This is a genomic window from Streptosporangium sp. NBC_01755 (assembly GCF_035917995.1).
Classification (GTDB): domain Bacteria; phylum Actinomycetota; class Actinomycetes; order Streptosporangiales; family Streptosporangiaceae; genus Streptosporangium.
On record NZ_CP109131.1, the window covers coordinates 7660029 to 7675040 of the forward strand.

Sequence of the window (15012 nt, forward strand, 5' to 3'; positions counted from 1 at the left end):
TTCTCAACGCTTCCATCAGCCCGTTCCGAAGGACACCTCGTAAGTGCAATTCTTCCATGACGCAGCCAAGACGCGTGCGATCTTCGATGACGAGCATGTGATCGCCTACGGTGGGCTCGCCCCCACGATGCGGCCGGCCGAGCGTTGCGGACTGGGCGACCTGGTCGGCGCGCACGTGACCAGCACCGCCCGCGACGGGGTGAACGCCCCCGCCAAGGTCTGTTCGATCGTGGCCGGGATGGCCTGCGGCGCCGACAGCATCGACGACCTGGATCTCTTGCGGCACGGCGGCATGGACAAGGTGTTCGACGGCATCCGGGCGCCGTCCACCCTGGGGGCGTTCCTGCGCGCCTTCACCTGGGGCAACGTGCGACAGCTGGAGAAGGTCGCCCGGCAGGTACTGACCGCGTTGGCCGCTCACACGCCGCTGCTGCCCGGCGCCGAGGTGCTGGCGTTCCTCGACATCGACTCGATGCAGCGGCGCACGTACGGCTATGCCAAGCAGGGCGCCGGCTTCGGCCACACCAAGATCGGCGGCAAGAGTGTGCTGGTACGCGGGCTGAACGTCTTGGCCGTGACCCTGTCCACGCCGCTGACCGCGCCGGTGGTGGCCGCAACGAGGTTGCGCGGCGGCAACGCCGGCTCCGCACGCGGCGCCGCATCGCTGGTCCGCGAGTCGATCCCCACCGCCCGGCAGGCGGGCTGCCTGGGCACCCTGATACTGCGCGGCGACAGCGCCTTCTACAGCGCCGAGGTCATCGGCGCCTGCCGGGGCCAAGACACCCGGTTCTCCGTCACCGCCAAGCTGGACCCGAAGGTCAAGGCGGCGATCGAGGCCATCCCCGAGACCGCGTGGACGCCGATCAAGTACCCGAGGGCGATCTGGGACGAGCAGGCGGGCGGCTGGGTCTCCGACGCCGAGGTCGCCGAAACCCGCTACACCGCGTTCGCGAGCAAGAAAGGCCGGACGGTCACCGCCCGGCTGCTCGTGCGCCGGGTCAAGCGTCTCAACGAGCAGGCCGAACGCGGCCAGGACACCCTATTCACCACCCACCGCCACTACCCGATCTTCACCGACAGTCCGTACACGCTGGTGCAGGCCGAGGAACAGCACCGTGATCACGCCGTGCAGGAACAGGTCAACGCCGACCTGATCGACGGGCCGCTCGCGCACCTGCCCTCGGGGCGATTCGCCGCCAATGCCGCCTGGCTCACCTTGACGGCGATCACCCACAACCTGCTGCGCGCCCTGGGCTGCCTGGCCGACTCCTTCCACGCACGGGCGCGCGGGGCCACCCTGCGCCGCCATCTCATCAGCGTGCCCGCCCGCATCGCCCGGCACGGACGCGGCCACCTCACCGTTCACCTGCCCGCCCGCTGGCGCTGGCAGCACGCCTGGATGAACGCCTTCGCCGCCGCCCACGACCCGCCACCCGCACTCCCGGCCTGACCCGCCAACCCCCTGGTCACCGCAGCCATGACGACCCGACGGTCACCCGCGCCGAGCGCACACCCCTGAGCCCCGATTGAAGAACACCGGACAGGCCGCGACCCGCGCGCGGCGGCCCTCCCACGCCCTGAAACAGCGCTCTCACCTGCGGAACCCACCCTCGGAGAGGAATCGGACCGGAAACCGATCACCAGAAATCACGCCGTGGATCCAGGCTGAGGTTCAACCGGGTGGTCTCCTGGCTCGGAGCCGGACCGGCTGGCGTCCTGGTCGGTCTCATCCCGCTGTTGGCGCTGGTCTGGGCGGCAGTACGGCCCGCGAGCTGCCCACCCCGGCGCAGATCGCGGGTGGCGCGGTGGTCCTCTCGGGAATTGTCGTGCACGCCAGGTTCAATGGAACCGACGAGACGACCGACGGGAGAACCGCGCATGGAGTGGATCTTCTTCTCAAGTCCTGGGGAGTTCCGGGACTGGCTGGAGGAGCACCACGCCACCGCCTCCGAATGCCGGGTGGGCATGTGGAAGAAGGAAACGGGCAAGCCCACGCTGAGCTGGTCGGAGGCGGTTGACCAGGCCCTGTGCTACGGCTGGATCGACGGCCGGCAGAACCCGATCGACGACTTTTCCTGGACGATCCGGTTCACCCCGCGCAGGCCGCGCAGCAACTGGAGCCTGGTCAACCTCCGCAAGATCGAGGAGCTGACCGCGCAGGGGCTCATGCGGCCGGCCGGTATCGCGGTGTTCGAGGCCCGTGACCGGGACCGCGAGGAGAAACCGGTCGCGGTGTTCGAGGCGGCGCAGCTGGCCCGCTTCCAGGCCGAACCGCAGGCGTGGGGTTGGTTCAGCGGGCAGGCGCCGTCCTACCGCAAGCTGGCCGTCCATCATGTCAACAGCGCCAAGCGGGCCGAGACTCGCGAGCGGCGGTTGGACCAGCTGATCGCCGACAGCCTGGAGGGGGTGCGGCTCAAACCGTTCCGGCGGCCTGGAACCTGAGGGCCCGCTGGAACAAGGCCGAGTGCGATCGCGTAGCCCTCCAGCTCGGCCGTCCAGCGCGGCACCCGCCGCTCCAGGAATCCCTCGGGCTTGCCGTAGTCGCCCAAGCCCACGGCCCCGTGATTGACGGCGCCGCCCACGAGGCGCCAGCCGCCGCCACGGTCTACACCGCCCGCCGAGCTCTCGACGCCAGCGTCCACCGGGACGAGGACGAAGATCGACCGCGATCGCCGCGTCGGCGGCCACCTGCCCTTGGGCCCTGCGGACGAGATCCATCGCCCCAGTATCGACAGCTTCGCCCGGTAAGTCCTCCCTCTCAAGAGCGGTGTCCGCAACTTCCGGACGGACCAGGCCGGAGTGGCGGCCGCTGACGCCCCGATAGATGGGTCTTGTGAACAGTCGTTATCGAGACCCATCTACCGCCGTGACGTAACCCCAGCTAAGATCAGTCTCGATTGGCTATCTCGGAATCAACGTAACGAGAACGTTCATGGGCCGAAAAGGAGACCCTTCAAGCATGACGATCTACGGGTATGCCCGGGTCTCGACGGCCGATCAGAACCTCGATCACCAGATCGACGCGCTCATGCGCGCCGACGTGGAGCGGGCGAACATCTTCGCCGACACCGCCAGCGGCGCCAAGGCCTCCCGCCCCCGCCTGGACGAGGTCCTGGCACTGCTGGCGCCGGGCGACACGTTGAAGATCACCCGGCTGGACCGGCTGTCGCGCTCGGTCCAGCACCTGATCAACCTCGGCGCCGACCTGAGGACCGAGGACATCGGGTTGCACGTGATCGAGCAGGGCATCGACACCGCCACCATGGAGGGCCGCGCCATGTTCGGCATGCTGTCCGTGCTGGCCGAACTCCAGCGCGAGCTCATCGTCGCCAACACCCTCGACGGCCTGGCCGCCGCCCGCGCCCGCGGCCGGGTCGGCGGCCGCAAACCCAAACTCACCCAACGCCAGCTCGACCAGGCCCAGCAGATGTACGACAGCGGCCAGCACACCGTCGAGGAGATCGCGCAGACCTTCAACGTCTCCCGGCCCACCCTCTACCGGCACCTCACCGCCCACCACGAGGGCCGCCCCTGCGCCCTCGTGGTCTACCGCAACGCCAAGGCCAAAACCGACGCCGGCAACCGGCGGCTCGGCGAGACCGGCCAGAGCGAGTCCGTCCAACTGGAGGCCGACCGCAAGTGGTGGCCGATCGCCCCGGCCCGCCGCCCCCACGTCAAAGCGATCGTCTACGTCGCGGGCGGCACCGTCGCCCGCGTCCGCGCCGTCGACGGCGACAAGAGCAAGTGGCGGGAGGACGACCGCAGCTACTGCGACGTCCCCGTCAGCCCCCCGCTCACCGACCTCCAGATCGCCCAGCAGCTCCCCGCCCTCGGCCTGCGGGTCGGTGACCCCCGCCCGCACCAGCGCGGAAAGCTCCGCGAGTACCTCGTCCTGTAGCAGCATGAATCCCCTGGTCATGGGTGGGTTCGTTGGATTTTCCGCTGTTGCTTGACCCGGGGCGCCCGGGGTGCGGGCTCATGAGGCCGATTCGGGCGTCTGAACGCGAGCCGGACGCGTGGAGCCGGTAGCGAGTGCCCCTTGCCACGGGATCCAGCATGAGGATCAACGACTGCGAAGACCCGAGTTATCGCAGGTCGGAGGCGGGTTCGTTGGATTTTCGGCCAAGACTACGGTGACCCCAGGTAGGCGCGGTTGGCGCGGGAGGAGTACGCCTTGTCTGCCGCGACCGCGTCCGGCCGGGTCCGGGGGCGGCCGGCGGGTCCGCGCACCTTGATCTTGGCCAGAACCGGGATGAAGCGTGGGCTGTCCGCGGCCTGCCCAGGTGTGAGGATGATGGACAGGGGGCGACAGCGACGGTCGGTCGCGAGATGGACCTTACTGGTCAACCCGCCCCGGGAACGGCCGAGTTCGGCTGCCTTCAGCCGCGCCTTGCGGCGTCGGCGCAGAATCCGGCGCTGTTCCCGATCGGGGTCCTCTCCACTCTCGGGCACCTCGCCTACGGGGTCGTTCCGCCCCTTTTTCGGAGCCCCTTTTCCTCCGCCACGGCCTTCTCCAGCTCTTCCAGGAGTTCCGCGCCGACCACCATCCCGGCCGCGTGGTGATGGGCGCGGGCAACGGTGGAGTCCACACTGACCAGGCCGAGATCGACGTCGCCGCGGGCCGAGGCCTCGGCGATCATCGCCTCCATGAGTGCCTGAAAGACCCCGCCGCGTGCCCACAGGCGGAACCGGTCGTAGACCGTCGACCAGGAGCCGTAGCTCTCGGGCACGTCCCGCCAGGGGCTACCGGTCCGGAACCTCCACACCACCGCGTTGAAATAATTCCGCAGGTCAGGGATCGGCCCGGACGCCCCCAGCGGCAGGTGCGGCTCGATCAACCCCCACTCGGCATCTGTCAGGTCACCACGCGTCACGCCACTGGTCTACCGCAGTCGGCCCCCTCCCGGGGAGGGAATGACCGATCCAGTGATCCGGACTCCGCACACGCCCTAGTGACCAACCTCGCCCCGCCGCTGGGCCGCCGCCTGCGCTGGACGTTCACCGACGGGCTGACCCTGGTCGGCCGCGAGCTGGGACGGCTGCGACACGATCCCGGCGAACTCGTCGCGGCGCTGATCTTCCCGGCCGTCATGGTGGTGCTGTTCGGGTACGTCTTCGGCAGCGCGATCCAGGTGCCGGACGGCGGCGACTACCGCGAGTACCTCATGCCCGGCCTGTTCGCGATGGTGACCTTCTCCGCGGTGATGGGGGTCATGACGCGGATGGCCACCGACGCCTCCCTCGGTGTGATGGACCGGTTCCGCTCCATGCCGATGGCGCGCTTGGCGGTGCCGTTCGGGCAGACCGGCGCCGACTCCCTGGTCGGCCTGCTGATGCTGGCCATCATGGTGGGCGCGGGCCTGCTGGTGGGCTGGCAGCCGCACCGCGGCCTGATCCCCACGGCCGGGGCATTCCTGCTGATGATCGTGCTGCGGTACGCGCTGAGCTGGGTGGGCGTCTACGTGGGCCTGGCGGTGAAGAACGACCAGGTCGCCGACGCGATGGTGCCGCTGTTCCTGCCGTTCACGATGCTGTCCAACTCGTTCGTCCCGACCGACGGCATGCCGGGCTGGCTGCGCTTCCTGGCCGACTGGAACCCGGTGAGCGCGCTCACCGCCGCCTCACGGGAGCTGTTCGGCAATCCTGGGGCGCCGTCCGGAGACGTGGCCTGGCCACTCGCGCATCCGGTGACCGCCGTCCTGCTCTGGTCGGCCGCGCTGCTGGTGATCTTCGTCCCGCTGTCGCTCCGCGCCTACATGCGCAGAGGACGCTGAACGCTCCAGGCATCTGCAGACCGCGTGTTCTCCTCCGAATGGTTCTCCTCCAAAAGGCATCCCGACATCTGCTCAACCACACCAGCGGCCTGTTCCTCACCGGCCTCGCACCGGAACCACAGCACAGCATCGCCACTCAGCCAACCCACATCTGGACCACCTCCGAGCTGGTGAAGCTCGCGGTGTCCCAGCCGCCGGTCGGCGAGCAGGGCGAGCAGTTCATCTACTCCAACGGCGGCTACTACCTGGCCGGCGCGATCATCGAGAAGGTCACCGGCAACGCCTACGCCGCCGAAGTCGAACGCACAGTCATCCGGCCGCTCGACCTGACCCACACCTACGTACGGCCCGCCGACGCCACAGGCTATCTCCACCCGCATCCCACGACCTACGTTGCCAGCGCCCTCAAGGATGGCGTCGACCCGGCGACGCTCACCGCGGAGAACTGGGCGTCAATGATCGACCATGACAAGCCGCCCATCGACGTCACCGCGCTCAACACCTCAGCCGATCCTCGGTTGCCTCCGGCGCCGACATCAGCACCCCCACCGCCGAGGCGATCGTGCGCGCCGCCTTACGCAGCTTGGAAAACGTCCGCAGCTGCTCGGCCTTGCCCGCCCGCTCCGCCCGAGCCAGCAGGTTGGAGGTGATCAGCAGATCCAGCACGTCCAGGGCGTCATCGACCGAGGAGGTCTCCAGGTCCGGCGTACCTCGCTGATCAGCCGAGTTAGCGTCGTGATCCCTGCGGGCAGCAGAATGCCCTCGCGCAGCATGTGCACCACGGCGCGGTCGAACAACGCCCGCGGCACCTCGATCGTCGACCACACCCGGGCCGCCCCACCGTCGATGATCACCAAGATCGACGCACCCTATGGGGACCAGACCTGCCAAACCAACAGGTCAAGCCAAGGTCAGTAGCTAATCGTTGTTTTCGCGCTGCTTACTACCGTAGGGCCGGCAGGTGAGCGTGATCAGCGGGGGGCGGGGAGGCGCAGCACGAACCGTGCGCCGCGGGGACTGTCTTCGATGGTGAGGGTGCCGCCGTGGGTTTCGGCGATTTGCCGGGCGATCGGCAGGCCGAGCCCCGTGCCGCCTGAGTCCTTTCTGCGGGAGGCCTCCAGGCGGGCGAACCGCTGGAAGATGACCTCCTGCTGGTCGGGGGCGATGCCCTCGCCGTCGTCACACACCTCCAGCACCGCCGTGCCCGATTCGAGCGTGACAGTGACCGTGATGGCGGAGTCGGAGTGGCGTTCGGCATTGTCCAGCAGGTTGTTCAGCAGCCGGGCCAGGCCGATCCGCTCCCCATTGATCATCACGCCGGGGGTGAGGTGGCGGATCACCGCGACCCGGCGTGGCCGCCTGTCCACCTCGGCCGCCACCAGGCCGGTCAGGTCGATGGGATCGTGCCGGCCGCTGATGCCCGCGTCCAGCCGGGCGATCTGCAACAGGTCGGTGACCAGGTCCTGAAGCCGTTCCACACTGTCCAACAGCGCGTTCGCCGTCTGCGGCCAGTTGGTCTCCTGCGGGTACATGAGCGCCTCATCGATCTGCACGCGCATGGCGGCCAGCGGGTTGCGCAGATCGTGGGAGGCATCCGAGGCGAACCGCAGTTGCTGCTCAACCGCCGACTGGGCCCGGTCCAGGGTCTTGTTCGCGATCTCGGCGAGGTCGCGCAGCTCGTCTCGGTACTTCGGTACCGGCACCCGGTGGCCGAAATCACTCGCGGTGATCTGGGCGAGCTTGCCGCTGATCGCGCCCACCGGCTCCAGGGTCTTGCTCACGGTCCGGTAGGTGCCCGCCATGGTCGCCCCGACCAGCAAGAGCCAGCCGGTGGCGAGCAGGATCAGCAGCCGAGGGCCTACGTACCAGGGAACATCGGCGACGGCCATGTTGAGCAACCAGACGCCGTCGGCCCTGTGGAAGGGGTAAGAGATCACGATCTTGCACTGGCCGGGGAACGCATGCAGATCACACAACAGCGCAACCGCATAAGAGTCGACATCGGGGCGAAGGATGGCTATCGGCGGCTCACGCGACCCGAAGCCCGAGGTGGCGGCGACCAGCGTGCCGGCCGGGTCGAACACCTGAACCGCCTCGTTGTGCCCGTCCGACAGCATGCGGGGGAATACGCCGCTCTGGCGTATCTGCCTGGCCATCTCCACGGCGTGGGTGACGAGCCGTTTCGTCCGGTCCTCGACGGAGGCCTCCCGTACCGCCAGCAGGGCGAACACCGCGACAACAGTGCAGATAAGCGCCATGACGGCGCCGGCCACCACGCTCAAGCGGGTCCTGATGGAGCACCCATGCCACGTGCTCACCTTGATCCTCCCCTCAAGAGCAGACGCACGCCCCTATGGCGACCCCTTGCCGCTCCCGGGAAGACTCACGACCAAAACCGCGTAAATGTCAGCCGGAATGCACGGAATGCCCATGTCATGGCGAAAGAAACAAACGGACGGGCCAACCAGCAGTAGAGCATGACCTCGTCGGCGCCGATCTCGCCGTACACGGTGACGGCCTGCCGGATCGCTTCCGGCGTGGTGAGCATCTCGTCGACCACCTTGTTCGCGCCGTCCCCCATGAAGCTGTAGTAGCCACCGAGGGCATGTTGCGCCTCGTCCACGACTGATTCGGGGCCGAGGGCGGCGTTGAACTGGGCCACCAGCCGAGGACGACCGGCACGCCCGGCGGCCTGCCACGATGCCTCGACGGCCCGGTAGAACTGCCCCATCTGTTCCGGGGTGAGGTGAGCACCGAGGAATCCGTCGCCCCAGCGAGCGATGCGCTCGACGGTGGCGGGAACGAAGCCTCCGAACAGCACTTCAGGGCCGCCCCGGCGAGCCGGGGCAGGGCCGATCGGTCCGATGTCCTGGGCGTACGGCTCGCCCTTCCAGACGCGCCGAAGAGCTGCCATCTGCTCATCCAGGCGGCGCCCCCGGCCACGGACCTCGACGTCCACGGCCCGGTAGTCGTCCTCGCGTGCCCCGATCCCCACGCCGAGGGTGAGGCGACCACCGGGAATCCGATCCAGGGTCGCGGTCTGCTTGGCGAGCAGGGCGGTCGCACGCAAGGGCGGGATCAGCACTTCGGTCTGTACGCGGATCCGTGAGGTGGCCCCTGCGATGGCCGCCAGAGTGACCATCGCTTCAGGGTTGTCGTACACGATGCGGTCGAGCAGAATGGGCGACGTTGCTGGGCGACGACAGCGCCGCGATCCCGTTCTTGCGCTACCTGCCCGAGCGCCTCAGCCCACTCGGTGCACGAGTCGAGACGGCCCTCCGCTCACGCAGCCAGCCGGGACGTTCGGGCCGGTTGAAGGGGTAGGAGCCCACGAAGTTGATGTGTTCCCACTGCAGCGGGGACAGGTGGGCCCGAAGCTCCGGGCTGATCTTCATGCCGCCGGCCGCGAGTCTCTTCACCACGGCGTCGATGTAGAGCGAGTTCCAGACCTTCTTCCCGTGGGGACGACCAGGGTGTCCGGCAGCTCCCGCCGCATCCCCAGCGGCCTCTGCTCCACCAGACGGTCGTTGATCGCCATCTGCGACTCGGCCCGCACCCCTGCGACCAACCGGGGTACTGCATGACCACTTCCGCGTCAGGGTTCAAGGAGGGGTCGGGCACCTTGCCCGGCCAGCTTGTCACCGGGATTGACCAACTGGCACTGGCCGAAGGACAAGCAGCCGCACCCGATGCACTCGGTGAACCGGTCGCGCATGCGCTCCAGTTTGTCGATGCGGGTGTTGATGGCCTCGCTCCAGCACTCCGACGCCTTCAGCCACAGCTCCCGGGTGGGCGCAACGTCGTGCGGCACGTACTCCAGGACTCCTTCGATCACCGACAAAGGTATGCCGACGCTTTGAGAGGCGCTGATCGGGCCCGCCCAGGACCCTGCGGAGCACCTGTCCGGCGGATTGTTCGGCGACTGGTTCGACCTCGTCGGACACCATCGCCGCGTCACCCCCGTCCACCTCATCACCCCGTGACCAGCAGGAAGACATGATGAGCACTCTCCACGGCAAGACCGCACTCATCACCGGCGCAAGCAGGGGAATCGGCCAGGCCATCGCCCGTCGCCTGGCAGGCGACGGCGCCCGCGTCGCCGTTCACTACGGCGGCAACGAGCAGGCGGCCAGGGAAACGGTCGCCGCGATCGAGGCAGCGGGCGGGCAAGCCTTCGCCCTGCAGGCCGAGCTGGGCATGCCCGGGGACGCCGAGAATTTGTGGGCCGCCTTCGACGCGCGCGCCGACCGGCTGGACATCCTGGTCAACAACGCGGGCATCCTCAACGACGAGCCCGGTATCGAGCATGTGACCAGGGCGCAGTTCGAGCGGATCTTCGCGGTCAACGCCACCGCCCCGGCCACGACCACGCCCGCGTCCTGCTGGACCAGTACGCCGGCCCTACGGTCTGGAGATATGACCGGTGCCGGTGAGAGGCGTGAGGTCAGGGTGAGCGCGGCTATGGATGCGGGATGTGCCGGCCTGCCACGGCCTCGGCGTAGGCGGCGGGGATCTCCATCGGCATCAGGTGCCCCGCCCCCTCGAACACGCGCAGTTCCCAGTCGGGCCTGCACTTGAGCAGGTAGTCGACTACCGGGCGCTCGATCAGCGGGTCCTGGTCGCCCCACAGCAGCAGTGTGGGTGCGCGCACCCGATCGATCGCATCGAGGACGGGTCGCCGGTCGATGTACATGGCCGACAAGGCCGAGGCGAAGGCGACGATGGCATCGGCCAGTTTGTCCGGCCGGCCACGCATCTCCTGACGCTCCTCGGTCTGCAGCGCGACCAGTTCGGGCGAGACGCGCCTCAGGTCACCGCCCGCCAGATCCAGCCCGCCGCCGGGCGAGGTCACGGGGTCGCCCCCGCGTAGCTTGGCCTCCAGCAACTGCCTGCCGTACAGGCGCAGGGTGCCGCGCAGGGCCGGCACGGCGGCCAGCAGCGTGAGCCGGCCCAGCGTCTGCCAACCGAGCGCCTCCGGCGTGGTGAGAGGGCCGGGCAGGGTTGGGCTGGTGAGCACCAGCCGCTCCACGCAGCTTGCGCGCTGTGCGAACAGCAGGCTCACCAGCCCGCCCATGGACCAGCCGTGAACGATCACGCGCTCCAGTCCAAGCGTGCGGGTGAACGCCTGCAGAAACCTGGCGTTGAGATGCGCCCTGGCCGCGCGGGGATGCGGTGTTTCTGTGTGGCCGGTGAACGTGCCGGGCAGGTCAGGCGCGATGACCGGCCCGTGGGCGGCCAACAGCGGGATGACGTCCAGCCAGAATGTCCCAGTGGCACCCATCGGATGGACCAGTAGTTGAGTGGGCGTGTCGGCGGGCCCCCGCGCATGCAGGAAATGCACCCTCGTGCCCTGGAGGTCGACCATCTCACTACGGATTCCCGCCCAGCGCGGCGAACGCCTGCCCCAGTCGTCGTAACGCACAACGCGCCTCCTCGGGTCCCGCGGGTTGACGGAGCCTGGCTGTGACACTACCCCGCCCCGCCCCATCTTCAGAGAGCCAGGACACACAGGGTCAGCAGTCTTGCCGGTCGTTCTGGACGAGTTACGCGACAGCCTTCATCGTCGCCGCCCAGACCATCAACGACGACCTGACCGCCCTGCTGACCGGCGACTGGCGCGGACGGGCAAGAGGGCGACCCCAGGACTGCCGCGAACGGGCGTCAGTCGCAGTTCGTTGCGCGCTTGCCACCCTCGGTGCCGCTGATGCGGCCCATCCAGTCCACACACCTGTCCGCCGCGGCCAGGTAGATCGGACCCGCGTAGCTGGTGAAGTAATCGCCGCTGTAGCTGGATCCGCACTCGCCTCCGTAGGTCTCCGCGGCCGCGGGTGACGCGGTGGCGAGCGCACCGGTGAGTGCGATGACAACGAAAGCGGCCGCGGTGATGGTCTTCTTGACGGGCGTCATTGTTCTCCTTTTCCCGGTCGTTTAATGTTCTTTGTTCGGATCAGCCGCAGTTGGTGTCGTAGCGGAACTGGGTGGCCGTGCCGATGGTGCCGCCCCAGTCGACGCACTCACCGGGCGCCGACACGTAGACGGGGCCGGCGTAGGTGGTGTAGTTGCCGCTGTCCTTGGTCCAGGTGGAAGCGGAGGATCGCCTGAGGTACGCCTCCATCAGCGTGGCGGTCCCCGGGGTCGTCCGCACGGTGACGACGCAGTTCCTGCCGGTGAAGGAGTTGCAGGTCAGATGAGGTGCTGCGGCGGCTGTTCGGCCGCACGCGCGCACTGGTGTTGCGGACGCTGAGAGACAGCGTCCGCACGACGGGGGAGATCGCGCGGACCCTCGGACATCTCGATGGCCTCGGCGAGTGAGCACGCCTCGCTCCCGCGTGCCGCGGGGCTCGTGGCCGGCGAGCGGTGCGGAAACACCGTCAGGCACCGGCTCACGCCTCTTGGACTGGAGTTCCTCTACCAGTCGGTGTGACATCCTTCCACGACGTGAAGGCCCTCGAACTGTCCTCGATCTCGCCGTAACGCTCCCGGAGCCCTCGGCATCACCCGGAGCCCCGTGAATCACGGGCGCCCACGGCACCCTCCCGTGGACACCGGCCTTGACCGCACCGCGGGTGCCGCACCGGGTGGAGGTCCTGTACGCCGAGCCCGCGGGCCAGGCCGCCGCGCTCGCCGCTCAGCCGCGCCAGCCGCCCTCGTCCACCCCGCCGGGCACCTCCGCCCGCGGGTCGTAGGGGGTACGGGTGAACACGAAGGTGTTCAGATCCAGGTGGCTGGGCGAGCCGTCGGGCCCGCGGACCACGCGCAGGGTCTCACCCGCGTAGTAGCCGTCCAGTCCCAGCCAGGTCCCGTCGGCCTGGGCGGTGAACCGGGAGGCCCGGCCGGCGCCGCCGACCGGGTTGAGGGAGACACCGCCTTCGGGCAGCAGCCGCAGCAGGTACGCGCTGGGCCCCCAGTACCACGGACCGGTCAGCTCCAGCAGGCCCGCGCTGTCGGCGACGGGCACCCACTCCTGGGGCAGGCGCGGCTCGTGCTGGTCGAGGATCGCCAGCAGGTCGGTCAGCAGGCCGCGGCTGACGCCCGAGGTGGAGTTGGCCATGAACAGCACGCCGACCCTGTCGGACGGGTCGGCCCACACCGTGGCCAGGAATCCCGGCATGGAACCGGTGTGACCGGCCAGGCGACGGCCGTTCGCGCGGGCCAGCTGCAGGCCCAGACCATACCCGCCGGTCCAGGTGTCGCCGTCGTCGACGGTCGCGGGTTCGCGCATCTCCGCCACGGTGGCCGGGGCGAGCACGCCGCCGGTGTCACCGGCCACGAACGCCGCCCACCGGGCAAGGTCGGCGGGAGTGGACCACAGCTGCCCGGCGGGGGCCATGGCGACCGCGTCGTGCTCGGGCTCGGGCAGTAGCACGTCCGCCCAGGGGTGCACGGCGTAGCCGCACGCGTGCGGCGCGCGCGGCCGGGGTGTGGTGTCGCGCATGCCCAGCGGCCGCAGGATCTCCTCGTCCACGGCCCTCGCCCAGCTCACGCCGCGCCGGCGGGCCACCAGCTCGCCCAGCAGGGCGAAGCCCAGGTTGGAGTAGTGGTAGCGGCGCCCCGGACGGTGCTTGGCGGCGTCGGGTCCGAGCGCGGCGACCAGATCCTTGGCCGGCACGCCGGGGGTCCGCTCCCACCACTGGCCCGGCGACTCGGCGCTCAGTCCGGAGGTGTGCGACAGCAACTGGGCGACGGTCACCTCGCCGACACCGCCCCCGAGACCGGGGACGTGCTTGGCGACCGGGTCGAGCAGTTCCACCTTCCCCTCGTCGCGCAGGCGCATGACCACGACCGCGACCAGGCTCTTGGTGATCGAGCCGATGCGGTACTGGGTGAGGAGGGTGGGGGCGGCCCCCTCCACCCGGCCTCGCGCGCCGAACCAGGCCGGCTCCCCGTCGCGCACCACCGCGGCGGTCAGCGAGGGCAGGCGCCCCTGGGACTGCTCCAGCGCGACCCTGCGCAGCAGCGCGCGAGCCGTACTCTCCAGAACCGGCGACATGAGATGGCTCCTCCCCGACACGACAAAAGTGTCCCCAGGTTAGTGCCGCTCGATCCTGGAGAGCATCGCCGGCGGCCCCGCCCGGTGCGTCACGGTCAGCGGGGGGACGCGGCTTCGCCGGGCCGCTCAGCCCCGGAAGCCGTCGCCGGAGACGATCAAGCGGGTGACGCTGTTCGACCGGCCGCCCGGCGGCGCCCGCTATCGCCGGGGAAAGGGACTTTCGGCTCTGACCGCAACGAGCCAAGGACCCTGGTACGCCGGGTGCACACGCCACACAGTGGAGGCAACACCACGGGGGAGGTGGCCCAATGAGGTCCTTCGGCTACCGGATCCGGTGCCGCCTGCGCCTGCGCCGGTTCGACGGCAACCCTTTGCGCAGGCGCTCGGACCGGATAGAGACAGCAGCCGTGCTGATGAGCCTGCTGCTTTTCGCCGCCGGGCTGTGGCCGGCGGCCGGGCTCGGCCGGCAGGCCTACGAGGACGGGCTGCGGGCCGAGCTCGCCGCCCCCCACCGGCGGCTGGTCGCCGCCGAGGTCGTGGACACGGTCCGCCCGGCGCAGCCCGGCCTCGGCGAGCGGGCGCGCACGGTGCGCTGGACGGCGGCGAACGGGACCCCGCGCACCGGCCAGGTCGTGCTTCCCACGGCGGTGCCGGTCGGCTTGCGCACCGAGATCTGGTTGGATGCCGCGGGCACACCCACCGATCCCCCGCACAGCCGCCTGGAGACGGTCACGGTCGCCGCGCTCACCGCGATCGGAGTGATGGTGTGGATCGCGATGATCCTGCTGCTCTTCCTGGTCGGCCTCCGGTTGCTGCTGAACCGGTACCGCTACGCCGAGTGGGAGAGAGCGTGGTCCCTCGCCGACCAGCGATGGCACAGGCCGAAGCAGGGTTGACGCCCTTCGTGCCGGAAGTGCCCGGCGTACCAGACGACGACGTTGGTGGCGCTGACGCTCTCGCCCTCCCGCACGATCGCCACCGCCTGGGGTTCGGTCGAGCCGGTGTCGTCGAACTGCTCGATCACGTCGTTGGCCGAGCCCTCCACGTCGAAGTCGAAGCGCCAGTAGACGTGGTGGCGGTGGCGCATGCAGGTGCGGGGATTGGGAAGACCCGAGATCACGCGGAGCCGCCTGGCACGCCGCGCCCCCGCCCCGGAAACCCCGTGGCCGCCCCCTCGGCGCCGGCTGTCCCCTCGGCGCCGGCCGTCGCCACCGCCCGGCGAGGCGATCGCGGCCGCTGGGATCGAAC

Annotated in this window: 18 protein-coding genes and 1 pseudogene; 8 read left to right on the top strand and 11 right to left on the bottom strand. The window is 69.5% G+C overall.

Translation table 11 applies throughout. The features are described 5' to 3' along the window. Positions 1–43 precede the first annotated feature (43 nt). The 3 genes from OG884_RS35135 (at position 44) to OG884_RS35145 (ending at position 3898) form a co-directional block, all read left to right on the top strand. The gene (locus OG884_RS35135) at positions 44–1450 is read left to right on the top strand and encodes an IS1380 family transposase (protein ID WP_326640057.1); all 1407 of its coding nucleotides are present in this window, start codon (positions 44–46) and stop codon (positions 1448–1450) included. Between the two features lie 428 nt (positions 1451–1878). After that, a complete protein-coding gene (locus OG884_RS35140) occupies positions 1879–2442 on the top strand; it encodes a YdeI/OmpD-associated family protein (protein ID WP_326640059.1) in 564 nt (187 codons plus the stop codon). Positions 2443–2959: 517 nt separating this feature from the next. Then, on the top strand, positions 2960–3898 hold the full coding sequence (locus OG884_RS35145; protein ID WP_326640061.1) for a recombinase family protein: 939 nt from the start codon (positions 2960–2962) through the stop codon (positions 3896–3898). Positions 3899–4140: 242 nt separating this feature from the next. Here the strand turns inward: OG884_RS35145 and OG884_RS35150 are convergent. Beyond that, positions 4141–4874: pseudogene (locus OG884_RS35150) on the bottom strand (transposase); the annotation flags it as partial. Between the two features lie 78 nt (positions 4875–4952). On the opposite strand from OG884_RS35150, the gene OG884_RS35155 reads away from it, so the two are divergent. Beyond that, positions 4953–5774, top strand: coding sequence for an ABC transporter permease (locus OG884_RS35155; RefSeq protein WP_326640063.1), 822 nt, complete (start codon positions 4953–4955; stop codon positions 5772–5774). 38 nt (positions 5775–5812) lie between these two features. Then, on the top strand, positions 5813–6424 hold the full coding sequence (locus tag OG884_RS35160) for a serine hydrolase domain-containing protein (RefSeq protein WP_326640065.1): 612 nt from the start codon (positions 5813–5815) through the stop codon (positions 6422–6424). On the opposite strand, the gene OG884_RS35165 is transcribed toward OG884_RS35160, so the two are convergent. The 5 genes from OG884_RS35165 to OG884_RS35185 all read right to left on the bottom strand — a co-directional run bounded on the left by OG884_RS35165 (position 6425) and on the right by OG884_RS35185 (position 9747). Further along, entirely contained in the window at positions 6425–6631 is a 207-nt protein-coding gene (locus OG884_RS35165) for a hypothetical protein (protein ID WP_326640067.1), read from the bottom strand. It lies immediately after the preceding gene. 114 nt (positions 6632–6745) lie between these two features. Then, positions 6746–8092 carry a sensor histidine kinase gene (locus tag OG884_RS35170; RefSeq protein ID WP_326640069.1) on the bottom strand — a complete coding sequence of 449 codons (1347 nt, stop codon included), beginning with the start codon at positions 8090–8092 and terminating at the stop codon, positions 6746–6748. 65 nt (positions 8093–8157) lie between these two features. After that, the gene (locus OG884_RS35175; RefSeq protein WP_326640070.1) at positions 8158–8916 is read right to left on the bottom strand and encodes an LLM class flavin-dependent oxidoreductase; all 759 of its coding nucleotides are present in this window, start codon (positions 8914–8916) and stop codon (positions 8158–8160) included. Between the two features lie 85 nt (positions 8917–9001). Beyond that, a complete protein-coding gene (locus tag OG884_RS35180) occupies positions 9002–9373 on the bottom strand; it encodes a Tn3 family transposase (protein WP_326647095.1) in 372 nt (123 codons plus the stop codon). Continuing rightward, positions 9370–9747 carry a MerR family DNA-binding protein gene (locus tag OG884_RS35185; RefSeq protein ID WP_326640073.1) on the bottom strand — a complete coding sequence of 126 codons (378 nt, stop codon included), beginning with the start codon at positions 9745–9747 and terminating at the stop codon, positions 9370–9372. The genes OG884_RS35180 and OG884_RS35185 overlap by 4 nt, the downstream gene beginning before the upstream one ends. A 26-nt stretch (positions 9748–9773) precedes the next feature. Here OG884_RS35185 and OG884_RS35190 point away from each other — a divergent pair, with 26 nt between their 5' ends. Then, positions 9774–10352 carry an SDR family NAD(P)-dependent oxidoreductase gene (locus tag OG884_RS35190; RefSeq protein WP_326647096.1) on the top strand — a complete coding sequence of 193 codons (579 nt, stop codon included), beginning with the start codon at positions 9774–9776 and terminating at the stop codon, positions 10350–10352. Here OG884_RS35190 and OG884_RS35195 read toward each other — a convergent pair. The 3 genes from OG884_RS35195 to OG884_RS35205 all read right to left on the bottom strand — a co-directional run bounded on the left by OG884_RS35195 (position 10234) and on the right by OG884_RS35205 (position 11919). Then, positions 10234–11196 (bottom strand): alpha/beta fold hydrolase, encoded by a 963-nt coding sequence (locus tag OG884_RS35195; RefSeq protein ID WP_326640075.1) that lies wholly within the window; start codon positions 11194–11196, stop codon positions 10234–10236. The genes OG884_RS35190 and OG884_RS35195 overlap by 119 nt on opposite strands. Before the next feature lie 239 nt (positions 11197–11435). Continuing rightward, positions 11436–11681 (bottom strand): hypothetical protein, encoded by a 246-nt coding sequence (locus tag OG884_RS35200; protein ID WP_326640077.1) that lies wholly within the window; start codon positions 11679–11681, stop codon positions 11436–11438. A 40-nt stretch (positions 11682–11721) separates the two neighbouring features. Then, positions 11722–11919: a hypothetical protein gene (locus OG884_RS35205; RefSeq protein WP_326640079.1), complete on the bottom strand. Its 198-nt coding sequence runs from the start codon at positions 11917–11919 to the stop codon at positions 11722–11724. Between the two features lie 150 nt (positions 11920–12069). Between OG884_RS35205 and OG884_RS35210 the strand changes: the two genes are divergently transcribed. Further along, positions 12070–12198 (top strand): hypothetical protein, encoded by a 129-nt coding sequence (locus OG884_RS35210; RefSeq protein WP_326640081.1) that lies wholly within the window; start codon positions 12070–12072, stop codon positions 12196–12198. A 204-nt stretch (positions 12199–12402) separates the two neighbouring features. Here the strand turns inward: OG884_RS35210 and OG884_RS35215 are convergent, their stop codons facing one another. Then, positions 12403–13764 carry a serine hydrolase domain-containing protein gene (locus OG884_RS35215; protein ID WP_326640083.1) on the bottom strand — a complete coding sequence of 454 codons (1362 nt, stop codon included), beginning with the start codon at positions 13762–13764 and terminating at the stop codon, positions 12403–12405. 308 nt (positions 13765–14072) lie between these two features. On the opposite strand from OG884_RS35215, the gene OG884_RS35220 reads away from it, so the two are divergent. Next, on the top strand, positions 14073–14660 hold the full coding sequence (locus OG884_RS35220; protein WP_326640084.1) for an Rv1733c family protein: 588 nt from the start codon (positions 14073–14075) through the stop codon (positions 14658–14660). Here OG884_RS35220 and OG884_RS35225 read toward each other — a convergent pair. Next, the gene (locus OG884_RS35225; protein ID WP_326640085.1) at positions 14594–14884 is read right to left on the bottom strand and encodes a hypothetical protein; all 291 of its coding nucleotides are present in this window, start codon (positions 14882–14884) and stop codon (positions 14594–14596) included. The genes OG884_RS35220 and OG884_RS35225 overlap by 67 nt on opposite strands. Positions 14885–15012 lie beyond the last annotated feature (128 nt).